Consider the following 20,741-nt stretch of genomic DNA (forward strand, 5'->3'; position numbering starts at 1 on the left):
CTCGAGTTGCAGGCGTGTTAGTGAAGATCGGATTAACTGCGTGTCCTACTTCGGCGTTTCGCCCAACTCGCCGAGGAGAACCGGAACATGGCTGTGCGCCGGATCCTTCACGGCCGTCACCAGCGTGAGTGGTTCCCGCGCGGCCTCGGCACGCAGTCTGGCCAGCGCGTCCTGCGGCGCGTCGCCGGAGAGTTCCGCGCGGTACTTTTTTTCGAATTCGGCTCTGCGCGTGTCCGGCTCGGCGTGGTACCACCGACGTAACTCGTTCGAGGGCGTCACGTCCTTGGCCCACTCATCGATGGATGCCTGTTGTTTGCTGACCCCGCGCGGCCAGAGCCGATCCACCAGCACCCGGCGGCCGTCGCCCGCCTCGGGTGCGTCGTACACACGCTTGACCCGGTACCTCGGTTGCGCTGCCATGGGTCCATTACAGTCGATGCCATGGCCGATACTCGCGATCTCGAGACGCTGTCCACCAAGGAACTGCACGACCGGGCAGTGAAACTGGCCGTTCGCCACGGCGACGTGAAATTCCTCTGGGATCTGCTCAAGTCCATTCCGGCCGCCGCGGCCGCCGCGGGCGATCTGGGCGAGAGCGAAGCCGACATCAAGTACGTGCTGCCGATGCTGGACGATTACGCGCACGCGGGCGAGGGCGAGATCGGCGAGGTGCTGCGCCCGATGTACGTGGATTACCTGGCCAAGAATTCCTGAGCCCCGCGCGGGCACGGCTCCCGCGATCCGCGGGGGCCGACGGGCCCGGCGCGGCGAACCTACACTCGGGGCATGACCGCTGACGCCACCCCGGAGCTCGTCGTGTACCGGCGTCCCGGCTGCCCCTTCTGCGCGCGCCTGCGCACGACCCTCAACCTGCGCGGCATCGCGCATCGCGAGGTGAACATCTGGGAGGACCCCGATGCCGCCGCGTTCGTGCGCTCGGTGGCCGATGGGAACGAGACCGTGCCGACGGTGGTGCTGCGCACCGCCGGTGCGAAGCCCGGCGACTCCGCCGAAAGGCATTGGGTGAACCCGAATCCCGGTGAGCTGATCGCGACCGTGAAGACGGACGCACCCGCGCTCACCGGCGGGCCGCGGCGGCTGCGCCTGTTCTGAACCCGGCGGGCCGGCTCTCGGTCCCGCGGTTCGGACGGCCGTCTCGTGCCGACGCCGACCGGTGGGCGGCCTGCACGGGTGGGCGGCCGATACCGAGCCTCGCTCCCCTGCCGCCCAGAGTCCGAAACCCACCGGGTCCGGCCCGATCCGAGCTCGCGCGATTCGAAAGAACCGGCCCGCCGCGATCATTCGATCGCGGCGGGCCGTATTCCTCAGTGCTGTCGGTCGTACCGCTCCGGCACTCAGCCGAGCAGACGCCAGTCCTCGAGGCCCTCGTACAGCGGGAAGGCCTGAGCCAGCTTGGCGACCCGCTGACGCAGCGCGTCCAGGTCGGCCGAGCCGGTCAGCGCGGCGGCGATGATCTCGGCGACCTCCGCGAACTCGGTGTCGCCGAAGCCGCGGCTGGCCAGCGCCGGGGTGCCGATGCGCAGGCCGGAGGTGACCATCGGCGGACGGGGGTCGAACGGAACCGCGTTGCGGTTCACGGTGATTCCGATCTCGTGCAGCAGATCCTCGCCCTGCTGGCCGTCGAGCTGGGAGTTGCGCAGGTCCACCAGCACCAGGTGCACGTCGGTGCCGCCGGTGAGCACGGTGATGCCCTTGGCCTTGGTGTCCTCGGCGTTCAGGCGCTCGGCCAGAATCTTGGCGCCGGACAGCGTGCGCGCCTGACGCTCGGCGAACTCGGCGCCCGCGGCGATCTTGAAGGCCACGGCCTTGGCGGCGATGGCGTGCATGAGCGGGCCGCCCTGCTGGCCCGGGAAGACCGCGCTGTTGAGCTTCTTGGCGTACTCCTGCTTGGCCAGGATCACACCGGAGCGCGGGCCGCCGAGGGTCTTGTGCACGGTGGAGGAGACGACATCGGCGTACGGCACGGGCGAGGGGTGCAGCCCGGCGGCGACCAGCCCGGCGAAGTGCGCCATGTCGACCCACAGCTTCGCGCCGACCTCGTCGGCGATCTCGCGGAAGGCCGCGAAGTCCAGGTGCCGCGGGTAGGCGGACCAGCCGGCGACGATCACCTGCGGCTTGGACTCGATCGCGAGCTTGCGGACCTCGTCCATGTCGACGCGATGATCGTCCTCGCGCACACCGTAGGCGCTGACCTCGTACAGCTTGCCGGAGAAGTTCAGGCGCATGCCGTGGGTGAGGTGGCCGCCGTGCGCGAGATTCAGGCCGAGCAGGCGCTCGCCCGGATTCATCAGCGCCATCAGGACCGCGGCGTTGGCCTGCGCACCCGAATGCGGCTGCACGTTGGCGTATTCGGCGCCGAAGAGTTCGGTGACGCGGGCCCGGGCGAGGTCCTCGACCACGTCGACGTTCTCGCAGCCGCCGTAGTAGCGACGGCCCGGGTAGCCCTCGGCGTACTTGTTGGTGAGCACGCTGCCCTGCGCCTGCAGCACCGCGCGCGGCACGAAGTTCTCCGAGGCGATCATCTCGAGGGTGTCGCGCTGGCGGGCCAGCTCGCCGGCCATGGCCTCGGCGACCTCGGGGTCTAGTTCACCGAGGGACTGGGAATTGACTGAGGAGGTCGTCTGCGTCACCCCGCCGAGTGTATTGGCCGGTGCCGAGCCGTTTGCCAGGGGGTTCTGAGTGTCGCCGAGCGAGTGCTGATCCATCGCAACCTCCGTACTACGGGATCCCCGGGGGTGCCCGAGGTCCTCATCGCCCAGCACCCAGGCGCGCGGTGCGGGACTTCGGTGCTTCCCGGTGGTTGCTTCCACCTCGAGTGCGCCAGTCGCGGTAGCGCCCATCCTATCCGGCGCCTACCGCCCGGGATCGCACGCCCGCCACGCCGTTGGCACAATGCGGTCGTCCCCGCCGCGACCGGGCGAAACGCCGCCGACACACCGGAGAACCTGTGCCCGGGAAATTAGGGTCTCGAACCATGTCAGCGCAGACGAGACGCGCTCGTAACGGCGTAGGCATGGACAGCGTGCGAAATTCAGGCTATGGCGGAGCACCGAAGATCGGTAATGTTTCGCGCGCTGGCTTTCCCGGCCAGTGACATCGGCCCAGATCTAGCTTTCGAGGTAAAAACACATGCTGTACAACATTGCCGGCGGCGGTTTCCAGGACGTTCTGCTCACCCTGCTCCGCACCCTCTGCACCGCCTCCAGCGGTGGCGCCTCCTGTGCCAACTGGGGCACCGCCGCCTGATAAACCGGTAATTCGGGGAGTTCCCTCACATCCGGCGTATCGCGCCCGGTGTGAGGGGTTCATCCAGCAATCGCCGGAAACGCTCCGATCGCTCATCCGCAGCGGCGGCGGCGTCCAGCCAGCCGCCGAGCAATCGGTATCCCTCCACATACGTGCTGATGTAGGCCCGCCACAGCGGCGAGGACAGGAAACGCAGCGACTGCCGTGCCCGTTCCGGCGTCACCAGGCTCCAGCGCTCCAGGAATCCGGCCACCTCGTCGGCATCGCGCCCGCGGTCGTGCAGGAGCAGCGCGGCGTCCTGGCGCACACCCAGTAGTTTTCCCGAGGCCGTCGAAACCCGTTCGGCGCGTTCACCATCGAAGCGCAGTCCGAGATCCGCGTATATCTCCTGCGCCCAGCGGCCCCAGCCCGGTCCGACGATCGACTTCAGCGCCAGATCCGCGAGTCCCTCGGCCATCAGGCACTGCGGGGTGTTGACCACGAACAGCGTCTGCTCGTCCTGTCCGGCGGCGACCAGCCCGGCTTCCTTGCGGCAGTGCTCGGTGTGATGACCCGGGTACGACTCGTGCGCGATCAAATGCCCGAGCTGGGACATGTGCTGTTTGAGATCGGAATTGATGGCGACCCGGGACTGATAGTCGCCCAGGTAGTAATTGAAGCCGGACCACGGCTTGTCCCCCACCACTTCGTATTCCACGCGCTCGTTGTCCGGCAGCGGATAGCGCTCGCGGACGAGTTCGCGCAGGGCGCCGGAGAAGGCGTCCACGCATTCGCGCAGGCGCTCGGGCGGGATCTCGTCGGCGCGGCGATGGGCGGTGATGCGATCGAGCAGCGGGCCGTCACCGGGCAGCACCTCGTCGAGTTGACGATGCGCGTCGCGGTAGTCGTCCTCCGAGCCGGGCGCGATCTCCACGTCGAAGTAGGCGTGCACCTCGTCGATGAACGTGATGTCGTCCCCGGCGAATTTGCGGGCCGAGCATTCCAGCGCGCGCAGGTGGACCTCGAGGAATTCGGTGCGCTCGGCGGACAGCCCCGCCGCGGGCAGTTCCTTCAGCAGGCTCGCCGCCCGGTGCGCGAGGTCGCGCGGCTGCGGGGCGGGCGCGTTCTCGCTCGCCCGGCGCAGGGCCGGGTCGCCGGTGAAGGCGTCGACGAAGCCCTCTTCCAAACGGTCGAAGGCCAGTCCCAGTCGCAGGTATTCGGTCACGAGTGGATGCGCTGCCATGGGAGTTCATTTAACTGCCTTGCCTGCTCGGGCGCGTGTCACCGCCGCGGCTATGTCCTAGATCACTATGGTTACCGGTGAGTAGCAACACCTGGTGTTCACCGGCTAGTTGGAGCCGAGCACAATTCGCCTATGCGTGGAGTGTCGACGTATCCGCCTCTGAGGAGTCCGGGGTCAGTACAGGTGGAAACCGAAGCGACACGTGCCCGGGCGCGGACCCGCGGTGACCGTTGTCGGACGACGCGGGGACGTGGATAGATGGCGCGAATGAGCGAGCCGAGCCCGTACGTGGAATTCGACCGCAAGCAGTGGCGCACGCTGCGCAAGTCGACTCCCCTGGTGCTCACCGAGGAAGAGCTGACCGGTCTGCGCGGTCTGGGCGAGCAGATCGACCTGGAGGAGGTCGCGGAGGTCTACCTTCCGCTGGCCCGGCTCATCCACCTGCAGGTGGCCGCCAAGCAGCGACTCTTCGCGGCGACCGCGACCTTCCTCGGGGAAACCCATCCCGATCGCCAGGTGCCGTACGTGATCGGCGTGGCCGGCTCGGTGGCGGTGGGCAAGTCCACCACCGCGCGCGTGCTGCAGGCGCTGCTGGCGCGCTGGGACCACCACCCGCGGGTGGATCTGGTCACCACCGACGGATTCCTGTATCCCACAGCCGAACTCACCCGGCGCGGCATCATGCACCGCAAGGGGTTCCCGGAGTCCTACGACCGGCGCAAGCTGCTGCGCTTCGTCACCGAGGTGAAATCCGGTGCGCCCGAGGTGTGCGCGCCGGTGTACTCGCACATCGCCTACGACATCGTGCCGGATCAGTTCCACTGCGTGCGCCAGCCCGACATCCTGATCGTCGAGGGCCTCAACGTGCTGCAGACCGGTCCCCGGCTGATGGTCTCGGACCTGTTCGACTTCTCCATCTACGTGGACGCGCGCATCGAGGACATCGAGACCTGGTACGTGCAGCGCTTCCTGGCCCTGCGCAAAACAGCCTTCGCCGACCCGAATTCGCATTTCCATCACTACGCGAAGTTCAACGACGCCGAGGCGACCAGCGCGGCCAAGGAGATCTGGAACAACACCAACCGGCCGAACCTGGTGGACAACATCCTGCCGACCCGCCCGCGCGCGACGCTGGTGCTGCGCAAGGACTCCGACCACACCATCAACCGGCTGCGCCTGCGCAAGTTGTAGGGACTACAGACTCCAGGCCGCGTCCAGGCGCGCGCCCACGTCGATGTTCGTCGCGGCCTGGATATTCGGCTTGTGGATCTCCTCGGCGATGTAGCGCGCGACGAAGCGGCGGATCTCGTGATCGACGCTGGCCACGATGCGCAGCACCTCGCCGCGCCGGGACGCGCTGGCCACGTTGATCCGCACATTGCTGGGCTGCGGCTCGGCGATCTCGATCAGCACCCGCAGGGGTTCGGCCGTGCGCACGGTCAGGCGCAGGTGAATGGTGCCGTCGACGCGGAAGGGATAGCGGTCCACCGCGAGGTCGATGAGCAGGTCCACATCCAGCGGGATCACCAGATCGAACGAAATGTTGTCCAGCACTTCCCGATTCAGGCGGGGCTGACCCAGGCGCACGCTGGCCGAGAGTTTCGCGATGCGGCCCGGGCCCGCGCCGATGGGGCCGAACTCGAACTGCTCGCCGGTCAGCTTCTCGAAAGCGCCGGCGATCCGCTCGGGCGACGCCGCGTATTCCAGGAATCGCCGCCCGAACTCCTCATAACTCAGGTACGCCGCGGCGCCACCCTGCCCCTCGACCAGTTCGCTCATGCGATCCGACGGTACGCAGCGAAGCGCCCGCGAACCACGGAAGCCATTGCACTGCAATACAACCGTTGACTGGCCGTGTCGCGGTCGCGGCCGGGGTCACGGCGCGGAAATCGAGGTCCGGGTGCGCGCTCAGACGCCGAAGCGGCGGTGCCGCGCGGCGAAATCGCGCAGGGCGCGCAGGAAATCCACGCGGCGGAACTCGGGCCAGTAGGCCTCGGTGAACCAGATCTCGGAGTAGGCGCTCTGCCACAGCAGGAATCCGGAAAGGCGCTGTTCACCGGAGGTGCGGATGACCAGATCCGGGTCCGGCTGACCGGAGGTGTACAGGTGCTGGCCGATGGCGTCCACGGTGATGGCCTGGACCAGATCCTCCCCAGTCTCCCCGCCCTCCAGCTCCTGGCGCACCAGCGAGCGCACCGCGTCGGTGATCTCCTGCCTGCCGCCGTAGCCGATGGCCACGTTCACGTGCACGCCGTCCCGGCCCAGGGTGCCCTCGGCGGCGTGCCGCAATCGCTTGGCCACGACGTCCGGCAACTGATCCAGTGCGCCGACGATCCGAACGCTCGAATTCTGTTCCGGCGCAGAGAGTTCCTCGACCACGTCGGTGATCACCTCGAAGAGCGTCTCCAGCTCCTCGGGATCGCGGCCCAGGTTCTCGGTGGAGAGCAGGTAGACGGTGACCATCTCGATTCCGGCCTCACCGCACCAGCCGACCAGCTCGGCGATCTTGAGCGCCCCCACCCGATGCCCGTGACTGACATCGGTGAACCCGTTCTCCCGCGCCCAGCGCCGGTTCCCGTCGCACATCACCGCCACATGGCGCGGATGCTGCTTACCCGCCAGCTGCTTGGCCAATCTGGCCTCGTACACGCGATACGGGAGTCCACGCACCTGACTCGCAAGCTTCACGGCACGTCACCCTACGCCTAGCCCGCCTCTCCGCGATTTTGGCGCATGGCTTAGGAGCCGTTGACAGTCCCATTCGCGTGGTGCGGGGAGGTTCGGAAACCATTTTGGGCGTACCCCGGGAGTTACCCCGACCGGTACGAGACCAGTCGGCACGACACGATCGGCGCAGGGGTTGGGAGCCGTTGACGGTCCCATTCGCGTGGTGCGGGCAGGTTCGGAAACCATTTTGGGCGTACCCCGGGAGTTACCCCGACCGGTACGAGACCAGTCGGCACGACTCGATCGGCGCAGGGGTTGGGAGCCGTTGATGGTCGCGTTCGCGTGGTGCGGGTGGGTTCGGAAACCATTTTGGGCGTACCCCGGGAGTTACCCCGACCGGTACGAGACCAGTCGGCACGACACGATCGGCGCAGGGGTTGGGAGCCTTTGGCAGTCTCGTTCGCGTGGTGCAGGTGGGCGCGACGCCGGGGGCGGTGTGGTGCGTGCGTTCCGCGGATGGCGCGGGACGAGCCAGTGGGTTTACGGGGCGCGCTTGGGGCGGGTGTGCTGTTCGGGGGCTCGGCTGCGCCGTCGCCGAGGGTGGTGATCCGGGCGGAGTGGGGACCGAGTTCGGGTGGCTCGGTGGGGGCCGCGGATCGGGTGGTGGTGGGTGGCGGCGGACCCCTACGGGAGGGGGATGCGGGGGTGGGGAGTGGGGGCGTATTCGTTGAGTGTCTCGCCACTTTCGGGGGGTCTGGGCGGCAACCTACGGTACCGTAGGTTACTGAGGAGGTAACTTACGTGTCGGATACCGTTCCCGCCCCCGTGGCGGATGCGCTGGAAACCGTTCGGGACGAGATCGCGCTCATCAAGCCGCGGCTGCGGGGGTGGATTCATCTGTGGGCCGTGGGGGTCGCTGCCATCGCGGCCATCGTGTTGGTGAGCGTCGCGAGCACCGTGTCGGCGACCGCCGGCTGGGCGACGGCCGTGTACGGGTTGACCGTGTGCGGGGTGTTCGGGATCAGTGCCACCTATCACCGGGTGCACTGGCGTACCGCGCGGGCGCGGATGTGGATGAAGCGCGCCGACCACTCGATGATCTTCATCTTCATCGCGGGGAGCTATACGCCGTTCGCGTTGCTCGGCGTGCGGGGGCGGGCGGGGACGATTCTGCTCATCACCGTGTGGGTGGGGGCGCTGGCGGGGGTCACGCTGAAGATGTTGTGGCCCACCGCGCCGCGCTGGGTCGGGGTGCCGCTGTATCTGCTGCTGGGGTGGGCCATCGTGCCGGTGGCGGGGACGCTCATCGGGAACGTGGGGTGGGCGCCGGTGCTGCTGTTGCTGGCGGGCGGGATCGCCTACAGCGTCGGCGGCGTGCTCTACGCCTCGCGCTGGCCGGATCCGTGGCCGGAGGTGTTCGGCTATCACGAGTTCTTCCACGCGGCGACCGTGGTGGCGGCGCTGTGCCACTACATCGCGGTCTGGCTGGTGCTGTTGCGCTGAGCGCGCGAGCAATTACTCACAAACGTGCAATCCGGGGCAAAAGGTCTCTAAAGTCCAGAGCAATAGCCGGACGAACCCCTAGGCACACCATCCGATGAACGCACCGACCGTCGCAGCCGCGACGCCCCTGGCGACGTGATCAGCAGGCTCATTCTGTGGGCGCTGCGCGCGCGGTGGGGGTTGTCGGCCGTTGTCATGGCGTGCAACCTCGGCGGGCTCGGGGTCATCACCGTCGAGCTGTGGCTCAGCGGCTTCTTCTCCCGGCTCGGCACCGAATGGGTGACCGCGTTCGGCCAGGTGGCGATCTACCCGGCCATCGGCGCGTTCCTAGGCATCGTGCTCGCGGTGCGCGATCGCGAGCACTACTTCGCCTGGCTCGATCAGCGCCGCGCGCCGACCGAACCCGAGGCGCGGCGGCTGCTGCACCTGCCGCTGGGAATCACGCTGCGGGCCTTGGCGATCTGGCTGCCGGGCGTCATCATCGCGGCCGCGCTGTTCGCGCATTTCACCCCGGAAAGCGATTTCGCGGTGGTGCTGTCCATGTTCACCCTGGGCGGGATCGAGTCCGCGGCACTGACGTTCCTGATCGTGGACCGGCTGATCCGGCCGACCATTCCGGTGGTGTCCGAGGTGCTGGACGGGACCGGGCACTGGAGTTCGACCGTGCTCATGCGGGTGCTGGTGACCTTCACCGTGACCGGCGCGGTGCCGCTGTTCATGCTCATCACCGTGCTCGCGGATCCGTCGTCGGCGTACGCCGACCGGATTCGCACGGCGATCTACGTGGCGGTGGTCGGGTTGTCGGCGGGCGCGGTCGCGACGGCGGCGCTGGCGCGCTCGGTGGCCACCCCGATCCACACCCTGCGCGACGCGCTGGACCGGATCGCCAAGGGCGACCGCGATGTGCGGGTGCCCATCGGCAGCACCAGCGAGATCGGCCGGCTCGAGCATTCGGTGAACGAGCTGGCCTCGAATCTGCGTGAGCGCGAACGCATGCAGACGGTGTTCGGCCGGCACGTGGGCGCGGAGGTCGCGGCCCGCGCGCTGGCGGCCAAATCCGATCTGACCGGCGATATGCGGGTGGTGACAGCGCTTTTCGTCGATGTGACGGGCTCGGTGGCGATGGCCACCGAACTCGCCCCGCGCGATTTCGTCACCAAGCTGAATCGGCTGTTGTCCATCGTGGTCGCGGCCACCGAGGCCAATCACGGCCTGGTCAACAAGTTCGAGGGCGACGCGGCGCTGTGCATCTTCGGCGCGCCCATCGCCCTGGACGACAACGCGACCCCCGCCCTGCGCGCCGCCCGCCGCATTCGCGACGAGGTGCGCGCGGCGGGCGAGTTCGACATCGGCATCGGCGTCGCCCGCGGCCTGGTCTTCGCCGGCGATGTCGGCGCGGACACCCGCCTGGAGTTCACCGTCATCGGCGACGCGGTGAACGAGGCCGCGCGCCTCACGACCGAGGCCAAACAGGTGGGCCGCCGCATCCTGGCGAGTCAGGTCGTCATCGACGCCGCCGCGGATTCCGAACGCAACAGGTGGACGCTGCACGACACCATCCACCTGCGGGGACGGAAGGAACCCACGCCAGGCTGGACCGACGTCCCGTCTCCCGTGCGAGCCCGCCACACCGGCACCGCCCCGCAGGCCGCGCTCCCCCAGGCCGCAGTCCCGGCCCCCGCTCCCGCCGCCGACCTCTAGGCAGCCACTCCCCCGTCATTCCGCCGACACGGCTTCCGGCACCCAGGCCCGGTCGTCGGCGGACAGCTCGGCGCCGGCGACACACGCCCGCTCCAGCACGGACCAGCCCTCCGCCTGCACAGCAGCCACCCGCATGATCCGAGAGTCCTCGGAGTATCCGGGCGACAAAATCAAAGTAGACACAGGTTCCGGACTGTAGGTCCGGGCGGTGGCGGCGGCAACGGAAATACGGGGGGCGGCGTCGACCCGAGACGGTGACCGGAGGGCGACGAACAGCAGGCCACGTGCTGTTTCGGTGGATTGGCGCAGTCGCGTGGCCGCGGCGGCCGTAACCGAAGTGGTATGCGGGCGCGGGGCGAGGTTGATCCGCGGCGCGGGGATCGGCCACGACTGCCATAGCGCTGCGGTACTGCGGAATCGGTGGCGTGTCGTACGCGCGGGTGATCCGAATTCACGATGCCGCGAGGACAGTGAAGATATGAGCGGTATCGGGGCGCACGCGCGGGATATGTCGGACGGGGACCGGGATCGGCCGGTGGCGGTCTCGATCGCGCTGCAGGGCATCGTCGTGGCGTTGCTCGCGGGGGTGTGCGAGTCGCTGTTGCGGGCGTCCTCGGCACTGGATCAACCGGATGCCGACGCGGGCGGGCCGCTGCTCGGGCTCGCGACCCGGGGGCTGATCTACGTGGCGGTCGCGGCGATCGCGCTGCGGATGGCGGCGGGGGCGCGTTGGGCCCGAACGACTCTCACGCTCGGGCTCGGCGTTGCCGGCATGACCTCGCTACTCATCGAACCGGCGGGCACGCTGCTGTCGGGGCGGGGCGTCACGGTGGACTGGTCGCCGGAACCGCTGGCACTGGCCATGTTTCGCGTCGTCCACATCGCCGCGGTCCTGGTCGCGATCCCCGCGATGTACCGCGCGGGCGACTACTTCGCACCCCGACGGCACAAATACGTTGCGTAGCGGTCGTCGTCGCCGACGGCGAGGGGCAGCGACCGAACCCGGCTGATCCTGATTCGCCGGGTCCGGCCGCGGTGCCCGATCCCGGACCGCGGCCGCCACGCGACCGTCTCGAACACGCAGGGTCGCAACCACCGAGGAGTTCAAATGCGTTGCGCGCCGGAGCAGTCGCCTCTCTACTGAGAGCGCGAGGCCGCGTGAGGCCGTTGGACCGGAACAGAGTCCCCGGCGACAGGATGACCGGGAAGGGTGGTCGGTGAGATGAGCTGCAGCACGATGTTCGTTCTGCGGGATGAGGACGGGCGCTGCCTGGTGCTGTATCGCCACGGCCGAGGCTGGGCGCCGCGCCGAGCGGACGAACTCGCCGAGGTACTGGCTGCGATCCGACGGGAGGGACGCCCCGCGCAGGAGTTACACGAACGGTTCATCGCGGGATACCACTGCGAAGGCATGGCCATCGATCTGCTCGAAAAGCGCTGTCATATCTATGTTTGCGAAGGCAGGAGCGCGGCCTATCGAGACAGCTACGCCGCCGGCTTCGGGGCCGAACCGACCTGGGCCGGATGGGATGTGCGGTACCTGTGGGACGAACACGAGGGCCTGGCGGTGGTGATGCCGGAGACCGCCCATGCGGTAGCCCTCGATCGCCGGCCGCCCGGCGACGGCGATCCGCTGCCGCTCTCTTCCCGAGACCGCTGGTTCTCGGATTGGAACGCGGTTCGCCGGGAGATCACCGTCCTGGAAGATGAGTGGTCGGCGGATTGGTATTCGGATTCCTGTGCGGTCATCACCATCATCCAGCCGGACCACACGATCCTCGACTACCGGCTCGATCACATCTATGTGCTGGATTGGCTGTCCGCACAGGGCGATTCGGTGATTGCGGCACTGCTCGAACACGCGCCTTATCCGCTGCCCGGGGAATACCTCGCCGACGCCGGCGCGATCATCGATCTCACCACGCGGCGGCTGCGTTATTGGACGTCGGAGCACACCCGGCTCGCGCTGCCGCGGTATGTCGCGGCCGCCTGGCAGGGCTGGGAGGTTGAGCGCCTTCCGTTCGGCTACGTCGGGCATCTGGCGGTCACCGGCCGTGCCGATCACGAGGCATTGCTCGGCGACGAAGGGTTGCTTGTCAGCTTCTATTGGGACGAGGACCTGCTCGTACACCGCCATTCCGCCCGCCGCGCACTCACCGTGAACGACAGCCGATTTCGATTCAGCCGCGTCCACGTCGCCGACGGCGAGGGGCAGCGGACCGAAGCCGGCTGATCCGGATTCGCCGGGTTCGACCTGGTGCCCGATCCCGGACCGCGGTAGCCACGCGACTGTCTCGAAGGTGCAGGGTCGCGCCCACAGAGCCGCCCGCGCGGCCACTGATGCGGGTCCGCCAACAGTGAACGGCGGCACGCTGATCCAGCCGCGCGACCGTCTGAAGGGGTGGGTGGCCCCATCGACCTGAGCGCGGCAGCGACCCCGCCTCCGCGAACTGGGATGTCGCGGGGGCTGTTACTCAGGCCGAGGCCGGTGGGAGGAGAGCCGCCCGGACCTCCTGGGCCGTGGTGACCGGGAGGTCGCAGACCGCGCCGCGGCAGATGTACGCCGCGGAGTGGGTGTTCACGGCGGGGCGGTCGGTCAGGAGGGGGTCGGTGTCGGGGGCGGCTGCCACCACCACCGTGCCGCCGGGGGCGGCCAGGCGAGCGGCCTGGACCAGGGTGGGATAGCCCTCGCGATCACCGTCGGCCACCGCCACGGCCACCTGGATCGGGCCGCGCAGGGCTGCTTCGGCGACGGCGAGCCAGTGACCGGCCGAGCGGGGAGCGCGGGCGAGCAGGATCGCGCCGCGGTCCAGGGTCGCGTCGGCGAGGTCGCGGTAGACGGCGGCCGATTCGAGGTCGGACAGGGCCGCCGCGGTGAGCAGCGCATCGGCGAGAACCGCTGTGCCGGAAGGGGTCGCGCCGTCCAGGGGATCGCGGGGGCGGGTCACCAGGGTCTCGGCGTCGTCGGCGGTGTCGAACCAGCTGCCGGGCACCTCGGGATCGGCGAAGTGGGCGATCGCGGCGTCCAGCACCCGCTGCGCGTGCGAGAGCCATTCCCCGCGTGAGGTCTGGTGCAGGGTCAGCAGGCCCAGCGCGAGCCAGGCGTAATCCTCGAGCACGCCGGGCGCGGCCCCGGCCACCCCACCGAGCGAGGCCCGGCAGACCCGGCCTTCGGTCACGTGGGTGTCGAGCAGGAACTGCGCGCAGCGTTCGGCGGCCAGCACCCAGGTCGGATGATGATGCGCCGCACCGGCTTCGGCGAGCGCGACAACGGCCATGCCGTTCCAGGCGGTCACCACCTTGTCGTCCCGTTCGGGCTGCGGACGCCGATCCCGCGCGTCCCGCATCAACCCGGTGATCCGTTGCAGCCGTTCGAATTCGGCGGGCGCGGGATCGGCGTACCGGGTCAGCACCGAGGTCCCGTGCTCGAACGTCCCCGCCGTGGTGACGCCGAAAACCTCTGCCGCCCAAGCACCGTCGATAGCACCCAGCAGCCCGTTCAACTCGGCGGGCGTCCACACATACGTCGCGCCCTCGACCCCCGGCCCCTCCGGTTCCACATGCGTGTCCGCGTCCAGCGCCGAGGCGAATCCGCCCGTCTCGGTTCCGAGATCGTCCAGCAGGAACTGCACCGTCTCCCGGGTCACCCGCAGCGCAAGCGATTCCAGCGCGCCGGGCGCGGCCAGCGGATCGTGCGGAATCACCTGTTCGGCATCGCGCTCACGCCGCGCCAGATGCGAATACACCCGCAGCAGTTGGGCGTTGTCGTACAGCATCTTCTCGAAGTGCGGCACCACCCACGCCGCGTCGACCGAATACCGCGCGAACCCGCCCCGCAACTGGTCATAAATTCCGCCCCGCGCCATAGCCTCGGCCGTGAACGTAACCACCTGCCGCACACCGGCGTTCCCGGTCCGCTCGAAATCCCGCAGCAGCCCCTCCAACAGCGCCGACGGCGGAAACTTCGGCGCTCCGCCGAATCCCCCGTGCTGCGCGTCGACGTCCTTCAACACGGCCGCGACCGCGTGGTCGAGCAGCTCCGGACTGATCCGGACGTCGTTCTCCGGCAACCCCGCGGTCTGCTCCCGCAGCGCGTCCCCCACCTGCGCCGCCGCCTGCGTCACCTCGTCCCGCCGGTTCCGCCAGGTCTCGGTGACCGCCTCGAGCAGTTGCGTGAACGACGGCGACCCGTGCCGAGGCGTCTTCGGGTAGTAGGTCCCGCAGTAGAACGGCTCCCCCGCCGCGGTGAGGAAACACGTCATGGGCCACCCGCCCTGCCCGGTCATGGCCACGGTGGCGTTCATGTACACCGCGTCCAGGTCGGGCCGCTCTTCCCGATCCACCTTGATACACACGTAGTTCGCGTTCATGAGCGCCGCGGTGCCCTCGTCCTCGAACGACTCGTGCGCCATCACATGGCACCAGTGGCACGACGCGTACCCGATGGACAGCAGGATCGGCACGTCCCGCTCGGCCGCCTCGGCCAGCGCCTCGGCACTCCATTCCCGCCAATGCACCGGATTCGCTGCGTGTTGACGCAGGTACGGCGACGTCGCACTGCCCAATCGGTTCATGACTTCAGCCTTGCACATCCGACCGGCGCCCGACACGGTCCGGCAGCCCGCACGACCCGATCCCGGGGTCGGGGCCGCTCCGACCACGTAACCCGGCGGTCGCCGACTGCGGTAGCTTGACGAAGTCGGTTGGTGTGGGATTCGGATTGTGCAGGTTGGCAGTTGGCGATTTTCGGTAGGTCCGAGCGGCGGAAGCCGGAGGCTGCCAGGTATTGGGCCCGATACCGCGATCACCGAAGTTGGAGCGAGGGAGAGCCGCCGACCACGGTAATTCGTAGCGTCGAGGGGAAGTCCGGCAGCCGGGACGAGTCCTTCCGGACGTGGGGCGGGTGGGCGCCGACCAATGCGCTGTACGACCACGACGATCCCCGGCCCTCGACCACCCCGCACCTGATCGAGATCGACGTGGAGCGCGCCGATCAGGCGATTGCCGAGGCCTTCGGGACCACGCGGGCGACGCGCCTGTTCGACAGCGTGATACGCGTCCCGAAATTGACCGCGGACGAAGCGGATTCGGTTCGCGCATTCCTGGATCTCGCCGTGGAGAACGCCGTTCGAGCGGCGACGGTGCTCGACGAGATCGCCGCCGCGCACGACGGGTACCGAGCGGCCGAATTCGCCTCGACGAAAAGCCATACCGCACTGAGTCGTCAAGTCGCGGTGCTGCGCTCGGAGGGCGTTCCGGTGCCGCACGCACTCCGTACGATCAATGACGTCATTCGCTTCAGCGTGGTTCTCGACTACGAGCGCTACGTGGACAGCACCTCCCAGTTCGAGGCCGCGTTGATCGAGCGCGGATTCTCGCTGGTCCCAGGCTCGCAGGCCAACTCCTGGACGAACCCGATCTACAAGGACTACCGGTCGGTGTGGACGGCCGCACCGGCGAGCCCGCGGATCGAGATCCAATTCCACACCAACCACAGTCTCGCCGCGCGGGAGATCAATCAACACTTCCACGACTACCGTCGCCAGGCCGAACTCTGGCCTGTCACAACGGCATCGGCGAGCGACGAGTTCGTCCGTCACAGTTGCTGGTGGGCACCCGAGAGGACCGCCGAGCACGAGCGCACGGTGCTGATGTTGCTCGGCCACCCCTCGATCGAGCAGGCTCTGCGTGATCCGCACGGGGCACCCGCCAGGCTGGCCTACCTTCTCGGCGCCGACGTCGGCGACCTCCGGCACCTGTCCGCATTGCTGGCCGTGCTGCGCGCGTTCCTGCTGGCTCCGCCGCTACCCGCGGCCTCCGACCCGGCCGAACTCGATGCGCTGACAGCGTCTCACCTCGGCGCGGCGGCGACCGACGCCGGCGACGATACGGCCGAACTCCGTCAGCGTGCGGCCCGCCTCCTGCTGACGCACGCCATCATTGCGCGCGGTGATCTCGACGGCCGCCCCGCGCCCGCGACGGCGAGCGCTCCCACCGACCCCGGCGACCGCGGCGCCGTCATCGCCGCCGTGCTGGGACTGCCCGACACCGATGCCATGCGTCGCGATCCGGATCTGGCAGCCAAGCGTTTCGCCGTGCTCACCGGCATTCCGATTCGCAACCCGACCGCCGTCCTGGTGCTGGCCACACTGCTGGGAACCTTCGTCGAAGACGGACATGTACCGCAGCTCGGCAGAACCGCCGACATCGTCGAGGAAACCGACCGCGTTGCCGGCCGGGCAACCCCGATGGACAGGGACCTGCACACGGCCGCCGCAGTGGGATTCGACGTTCCCGACCTCGGGCAGGGCGGCGCCGGGGTCTACGGGGTCTGTTCCCGTGCCGCCGTGTTCCTCTTCAAGTCGGTCCTGATCAGATCCCTCTAGCCCGAATCCACGGGCCGGGCGAGCCTTGTTGAAATACATACCTTTCACTAGTGTTCGCCGCGGGTGACGTCGATCACCGGAAAGAACTGGTCTGCATATGTCGAAACTTCCGATCGCAACCCTGGCCGTGGCCGGGCTCGCCTCGTTCGCCGCTCCCGCGGTCTTCGCCGCCCCGGCCTCGGCGGCGATCACCAACCTCACCATCGAAGGGGCGACGGCGGGCTCCGACTGCAAGGTCGGGGCGGCCTCGTGCCGGATCGTCGTCAAGGTGTCGGACTACCAGCCCGTCCTGGTCAAGGTCGGCAACGACGTCGTCGCCTACAACGTCACGCCCAGCAACGGCGCGGTCATCGTCGAGTGGAACCCGCCGGCGAACGGCAAGTACAACGTCTCCGCCCTGCAGGGTAAGAGCGTCGCGCAGCTGATCGTCGGCGTCCCGGGGCGGGCCGACAGCGACTCCGCCACCGAGCCCACGCCGTCCGACTTCATCGAATCGCTGCTGAGCGGCTCGGCGGGCTAGCGACACCGAACGGCCGGCCCGCTCAGCCGTGCAGGGTCGGCCGGTAGATCAGTTCCTGGATGCCGCCGTCCAGGGCGTGTGATTCGAGCAGGTCCAGGTCGAAGTCGGCCGCGCCCCCGAAGATCGGGGCCGACCCGGTTTTCCCGGTGATCACCGGGAAAACCGTCACCTGGACTCGATCGACCAGGCCCGCGGCCAGCAGCGCCCAGTTCATCGCGAAACTGCCGTGCGAGCGCAGCGGCACCTCGGACTCACGCTTGAGACGGGCCACGACGTCGACGGCGTCACCGTTCGCGACCGTCCCGTCGACCCAGTCCGGGGGTTCGCGCAGGGTGGTCGAGACGATCGTGGCGGGCAGGTTCACCATGCGGGTCACCCAGGGGTCGTACACCTCGGACCCCGCGGTCGCCTCCGCCAGCATCTGCGCGAACTCACGATAGGTGTTGGCCCCGAACACCATTCGCTGATCCGGCCGGTACTGCTCGAGGCGGTGCGCGAGAAACCCGGGGGTCTGCTTGCCCCAGTATCCGCCCCAGTCCCCGCCGCTCACGCTGCCGGAACCGTCCAGACTGGAAAAGACGTCGAAGGTGTAGGTCGTGGCCATGGGTCCTCCTCGGATGCGACGGGTACTGCACATACAGACGGGAACCGGCCCCGAAATTCATCGGCGCTCACCCGCGCACGCACCCGGCACCGAACCCGCCAATTTCCACCAATGAGCAAATATTCAGAAATTACCCGTGATTAATGCCACGTTCGGGGGCACCCTGGATACAAGGAAGGAATCTCCCCAGTCCAGGAGGCAAGGCCGTGTTCAGAATTACCGCAATCAAACCGAACGGCGAGCACTGGCACCCGCATCCGGGTGATGCCATCGAAGACCGTGGCGAATTCCCGGCACTGCTGCTGTGCGCACTCGGCGTCGTGGCCGTCGGACTGACCCTGACCGCGGCCGGGTACGGCTTCTACGGCTGGGCGGTGATCGGCGCTATCGCTGCCGCGGTGCTACTGATCTCGGGCCTGCTGCTGGTCCGGTACGAGTACTTCCGCGAGTTCAAGCGGGAGCAGGAAGTCGGCCGACACGGCCACAATCCGCTGGTCCCGGGCGAGTGGCGGGGATCGGCCCCCACCGCCTACCAGGAGCGGCACAGGCTCTACGGCGACCGCCCCGTCACCGGCTGAGACCCGCGCACCATCCCTTCAGGCACCTCGGCGATCGTCGCCGGGGTGCCGAGTCTTGTCATCCGCCGTAACATGCGCGTAACCCGTCCACCCTGCCTCACCTCGATGAATGGGATTCGTACACAAGGTTTCAGAAGGTTATTTGCGGAACGCAAGTTTCACTGGCAACGTGACGTTAATATCCCGTACCGGTCACTTCCCTTCGACACCGCAGGAATCCCGAGGATCATGAACCGCTTTCTGTCTGCCGTCGCGATGACCTTCGGATGGGCGGTGCTGCTGGGCGGAATCACCGCGCCGGTGGCAGGTGCGGACAATGACCCGGCGGCGGGCAACGGCAAATCGCTGGTGGTCATGGGTGATTCGAATACCGCCAACGCCACCTGGACCACCCCCGACGCCTCGCCGGAGAGCGGCGAATGCGCACATCAGCCCACCTCCTGGCCCACCCAGATGGGTCAGCGAATGGGCTTGCGGGAGAACGACGTCGCGGACGTGTCCTGCGTCGGGTCCTACCTGTACCGGCACGGCGAGGATCGCTACTGGACGGCGCTGACCCAGACCCGCCGCGCCGCCGAGATCGGGGCCTTCGGCACCCGGACCAAGGCGGTCCTGCTCCAGTTCGGCCTCAACGACATCTGGGGTGAGAACCACAAGGCGCAGGGCGAGCTCGCGCCGTGTCTGCTGAACATCGAACGGGGTTGCAGCACTGCCGATGTGGCAGCCAACGGCACGCCGCCCAAGATCCTGACCGGACAGGATTACGTCGACCATCTCGGCAGCATCGTCGCGTACCTGCGCTACTACGCCCCGAACGCGCGCATCATCCTGGTCGGCTACCAGGAGCTGCACACCCCCGGCGACACCGCGATCTGCACCGATATCCTCGGCGTCCCCATGCGCATCCCGCGCGCGAGCGCGGTCACCGACGTCTTCGAGAGCGTTCAGCAGGCGCCCAAGGCCGGCGCCGCCCAGCTGGGCATCGAGTTCTTCGACGCCCGGGCGGCCACCGCCGGCCACGGCCTGTGCTCCGACGACCCGTGGCTGACCGGCGTTTTCACTCCCGGTCGCGATTTCCTGGGCCAGCCCGGCCACCCGACCCTCGAGGGCGACGCCGCCGTCTCGGCGGCCCTGCAGCAGTACCTGGCCGCACCCGCGCCCCAGGCCCCTGCTCGCTGATCGCACCGCGACGGCGCGGATACGGGTCGCCGCCCGGCATCGGTGCCGGACAGCGACCCGCGGAAAACAGCCGCTGCCGGGCACTGTCAGGACAGCAGCTGTTCGATTCGGGTGGTGCAGAAGCCGGTGATGTTCATCTCCGGCGGCAACTCGACGCGATTCGCCATGCGCAACAACGGAACCGAGAGCAGCACGGCGGCGAGGATCTCGTTGTAGCGCAGATTCCGCACCGGCATGCCGCTGCGCCGCTCGTAGTACTCGATGGTCTCCGCACGCGACGGGGTGCCCGGCAACGGCGGGTGCCCCTCGAATTCGGTACTGGCCCATTCCAGGAACAGCATCCAGGCCAGATCGGCCTCGTGATCGCCGAGGTAGGCGATCTCCCAGTCCAGCACGCCGGTGACGCGGCAGTCGCTGTCGTACAGGATGTTCGACATGCGCGCGTCACCCCAGCACAGGGTGAGATGCTCCGGCTCGTAGGCGTTCTCCCGCAGGTAGGCGATCGCCCGCCGGTACGGCTCGGCGGGTTCACCCGCGCAGGCCCAGCGCAGCGCCGCGTCCAGGTAGTTCACCACCTGCCGCACCGGACCCTGCCCGTGGTGCGGCAGCGCCAGGAAGTCCAGACGCAGTGCCCGCCAGTCGAGTTGGTGAACGGCGGCGATGGTGTCCACGCACCCCCACCACATCCGGGTGCGTTCGGCGGGCGTGGCCTCGAAGTAGTTGCCCGCGCTGTGATACGACGGAAAATCGCCCGGCGCCTCGCCCGAGAGCCGATTCATGACGAAATACGGACTGCCGAGCGCGGTTTCGCCGCGATCCAGCCAGGCGACCGCCGGGACCGGGATATCGGTTTTCGCCAGCCGATTCATGACCAGCACCTGGCGCAGCAGGTCGTAGTCGGGGAACAGCGCGTCCTCCGGCGGCCTGCGCAGCACCAGCGGCAGTCGTCCGTACGCGTCCTCGACCTCGAACAGGAAGGTCTCGGTCGCGAATCCTCGTGTGGTCCTGGCGAATTCGCTGATGCGAGATCCGCCCGCACCGGGCAGGTACTGCCGCAGCGCGGGTTCGAGCAGGGCCGGAATCGCCTCCGGCGCGGGACGGGTGATGCTCACGA

General features: G+C 68.4%; 19 protein-coding genes. 11 read left to right on the top strand and 8 right to left on the bottom strand.

Annotation, left to right across the window (positions count from 1 at the left end):
* Positions 1-45: 45 nt before the first annotated feature.
* The gene (locus tag ACFVBH_RS15725; RefSeq protein ID WP_379002200.1) at positions 46-420 is read right to left on the bottom strand and encodes a DUF488 domain-containing protein; all 375 of its coding nucleotides are present in this window, start codon (positions 418-420) and stop codon (positions 46-48) included.
* Positions 421-441: 21 nt separating this feature from the next.
* Between ACFVBH_RS15725 and ACFVBH_RS15730 the strand changes: the two genes are divergently transcribed.
* Both ACFVBH_RS15730 and ACFVBH_RS15735 read left to right on the top strand, forming a co-directional pair.
* A complete protein-coding gene (locus tag ACFVBH_RS15730; RefSeq protein ID WP_354989137.1) occupies positions 442-714 on the top strand; it encodes a hypothetical protein in 273 nt (90 codons plus the stop codon).
* A gap of 72 nt (positions 715-786) precedes the next feature.
* Positions 787-1,113: a glutaredoxin family protein gene (locus tag ACFVBH_RS15735; RefSeq protein WP_379002201.1), complete on the top strand. Its 327-nt coding sequence runs from the start codon at positions 787-789 to the stop codon at positions 1,111-1,113.
* Between the two features lie 242 nt (positions 1,114-1,355).
* Here ACFVBH_RS15735 and glyA read toward each other — a convergent pair whose 3' ends face one another.
* Together glyA and ACFVBH_RS15745 are read right to left on the bottom strand one after the other, a co-directional pair.
* Positions 1,356-2,651 (bottom strand): serine hydroxymethyltransferase, encoded by a 1,296-nt coding sequence (gene glyA, locus ACFVBH_RS15740; RefSeq protein ID WP_354989135.1) that lies wholly within the window; start codon positions 2,649-2,651, stop codon positions 1,356-1,358.
* 641 nt (positions 2,652-3,292) lie between these two features.
* Positions 3,293-4,489, bottom strand: coding sequence for a DUF885 domain-containing protein (locus tag ACFVBH_RS15745; RefSeq protein ID WP_379002202.1), 1,197 nt, complete (start codon positions 4,487-4,489; stop codon positions 3,293-3,295).
* Between the two features lie 258 nt (positions 4,490-4,747).
* Here ACFVBH_RS15745 and coaA point away from each other — a divergent pair, with 258 nt between their 5' ends.
* Complete coding sequence (gene coaA / locus ACFVBH_RS15750; RefSeq protein ID WP_354989133.1) at positions 4,748-5,680, top strand: type I pantothenate kinase; 933 nt, start codon at positions 4,748-4,750, stop codon at positions 5,678-5,680.
* 3 nt (positions 5,681-5,683) lie between these two features.
* Here the strand turns inward: coaA and ACFVBH_RS15755 are convergent, their stop codons facing one another.
* A complete protein-coding gene (locus ACFVBH_RS15755) occupies positions 5,684-6,268 on the bottom strand; it encodes a hypothetical protein (RefSeq protein ID WP_354989132.1) in 585 nt (194 codons plus the stop codon).
* A 129-nt stretch (positions 6,269-6,397) separates the two neighbouring features.
* Positions 6,398-7,177: an isoprenyl transferase gene (locus ACFVBH_RS15760; protein WP_354989131.1), complete on the bottom strand. Its 780-nt coding sequence runs from the start codon at positions 7,175-7,177 to the stop codon at positions 6,398-6,400.
* Positions 7,178-7,993: 816 nt separating this feature from the next.
* On the opposite strand from ACFVBH_RS15760, the gene ACFVBH_RS15765 reads away from it, so the two are divergent.
* From ACFVBH_RS15765 to ACFVBH_RS15780, 4 genes are all read left to right on the top strand, one after another.
* Complete coding sequence (locus tag ACFVBH_RS15765) at positions 7,994-8,659, top strand: hemolysin III family protein (RefSeq protein ID WP_379002803.1); 666 nt, start codon at positions 7,994-7,996, stop codon at positions 8,657-8,659.
* A gap of 135 nt (positions 8,660-8,794) precedes the next feature.
* Positions 8,795-10,360, top strand: coding sequence for an adenylate/guanylate cyclase domain-containing protein (locus ACFVBH_RS15770; protein WP_379002203.1), 1,566 nt, complete (start codon positions 8,795-8,797; stop codon positions 10,358-10,360).
* Positions 10,361-10,838: 478 nt separating this feature from the next.
* Positions 10,839-11,324, top strand: a complete 486-nt coding sequence (locus ACFVBH_RS15775) for a hypothetical protein (protein WP_379002204.1) — start codon at positions 10,839-10,841, stop codon at positions 11,322-11,324.
* A gap of 273 nt (positions 11,325-11,597) precedes the next feature.
* A complete protein-coding gene (locus ACFVBH_RS15780; RefSeq protein ID WP_379002205.1) occupies positions 11,598-12,593 on the top strand; it encodes a hypothetical protein in 996 nt (331 codons plus the stop codon).
* A 241-nt stretch (positions 12,594-12,834) separates the two neighbouring features.
* On the opposite strand, the gene ACFVBH_RS15785 is transcribed toward ACFVBH_RS15780, so the two are convergent.
* Entirely contained in the window at positions 12,835-14,934 is a 2,100-nt protein-coding gene (locus tag ACFVBH_RS15785) for a thioredoxin domain-containing protein (RefSeq protein ID WP_379002206.1), read from the bottom strand.
* Positions 14,935-15,096: 162 nt separating this feature from the next.
* On the opposite strand from ACFVBH_RS15785, the gene ACFVBH_RS15790 reads away from it, so the two are divergent.
* Positions 15,097-16,746, top strand: coding sequence for a hypothetical protein (locus ACFVBH_RS15790; RefSeq protein WP_379002207.1), 1,650 nt, complete (start codon positions 15,097-15,099; stop codon positions 16,744-16,746).
* 97 nt (positions 16,747-16,843) lie between these two features.
* Entirely contained in the window at positions 16,844-17,266 is a 423-nt protein-coding gene (locus tag ACFVBH_RS15795) for a hypothetical protein (protein WP_379002208.1), read from the top strand.
* Positions 17,267-17,288: 22 nt separating this feature from the next.
* On the opposite strand, the gene ACFVBH_RS15800 is transcribed toward ACFVBH_RS15795, so the two are convergent.
* Positions 17,289-17,870, bottom strand: a complete 582-nt coding sequence (locus tag ACFVBH_RS15800) for a dihydrofolate reductase family protein (RefSeq protein WP_379002210.1) — start codon at positions 17,868-17,870, stop codon at positions 17,289-17,291.
* Positions 17,871-18,076: 206 nt separating this feature from the next.
* On the opposite strand from ACFVBH_RS15800, the gene ACFVBH_RS15805 reads away from it, so the two are divergent.
* Together ACFVBH_RS15805 and ACFVBH_RS15810 are read left to right on the top strand one after the other, a co-directional pair.
* Entirely contained in the window at positions 18,077-18,448 is a 372-nt protein-coding gene (locus tag ACFVBH_RS15805; protein ID WP_354989121.1) for a hypothetical protein, read from the top strand.
* 228 nt (positions 18,449-18,676) lie between these two features.
* Entirely contained in the window at positions 18,677-19,627 is a 951-nt protein-coding gene (locus ACFVBH_RS15810) for a GDSL-type esterase/lipase family protein (protein ID WP_379002212.1), read from the top strand.
* 86 nt (positions 19,628-19,713) lie between these two features.
* Here the strand turns inward: ACFVBH_RS15810 and ACFVBH_RS15815 are convergent, their stop codons facing one another.
* Positions 19,714-20,739: a phosphotransferase family protein gene (locus tag ACFVBH_RS15815; protein ID WP_379002214.1), complete on the bottom strand. Its 1,026-nt coding sequence runs from the start codon at positions 20,737-20,739 to the stop codon at positions 19,714-19,716.
* Positions 20,740-20,741: the final 2 nt, after the last annotated feature.

Source organism: Nocardia sp. NPDC057668, assembly GCF_042799795.1.
In the GTDB taxonomy this organism is placed as follows: domain Bacteria; phylum Actinomycetota; class Actinomycetes; order Mycobacteriales; family Mycobacteriaceae; genus Nocardia.

What these genes read in the sequence shown, in the direction of transcription:
- ACFVBH_RS15725 (WP_379002200.1), bottom strand. Translation starts at nt 420, where the DNA reads ATGGCAGCGCAACCGAGGTACCGGGTCAAGCGTGTGTACGACGCACCC.
- ACFVBH_RS15730 (WP_354989137.1), top strand. Translation starts at nt 442, where the DNA reads ATGGCCGATACTCGCGATCTCGAGACGCTGTCCACCAAGGAACTGCAC.
- ACFVBH_RS15735 (WP_379002201.1), top strand. Translation starts at nt 787, where the DNA reads ATGACCGCTGACGCCACCCCGGAGCTCGTCGTGTACCGGCGTCCCGGC.
- ACFVBH_RS15745 (WP_379002202.1), bottom strand. Translation starts at nt 4,489, where the DNA reads ATGGCAGCGCATCCACTCGTGACCGAATACCTGCGACTGGGACTGGCC.
- coaA (WP_354989133.1), top strand. Translation starts at nt 4,748, where the DNA reads ATGGCGCGAATGAGCGAGCCGAGCCCGTACGTGGAATTCGACCGCAAG.
- ACFVBH_RS15755 (WP_354989132.1), bottom strand. Translation starts at nt 6,268, where the DNA reads ATGAGCGAACTGGTCGAGGGGCAGGGTGGCGCCGCGGCGTACCTGAGT.
- ACFVBH_RS15775 (WP_379002204.1), top strand. Translation starts at nt 10,839, where the DNA reads ATGAGCGGTATCGGGGCGCACGCGCGGGATATGTCGGACGGGGACCGG.
- ACFVBH_RS15780 (WP_379002205.1), top strand. Translation starts at nt 11,598, where the DNA reads ATGTTCGTTCTGCGGGATGAGGACGGGCGCTGCCTGGTGCTGTATCGC.
- ACFVBH_RS15785 (WP_379002206.1), bottom strand. Translation starts at nt 14,934, where the DNA reads ATGAACCGATTGGGCAGTGCGACGTCGCCGTACCTGCGTCAACACGCA.
- ACFVBH_RS15795 (WP_379002208.1), top strand. Translation starts at nt 16,844, where the DNA reads ATGTCGAAACTTCCGATCGCAACCCTGGCCGTGGCCGGGCTCGCCTCG.
- ACFVBH_RS15800 (WP_379002210.1), bottom strand. Translation starts at nt 17,870, where the DNA reads ATGGCCACGACCTACACCTTCGACGTCTTTTCCAGTCTGGACGGTTCC.
- ACFVBH_RS15810 (WP_379002212.1), top strand. Translation starts at nt 18,677, where the DNA reads ATGAACCGCTTTCTGTCTGCCGTCGCGATGACCTTCGGATGGGCGGTG.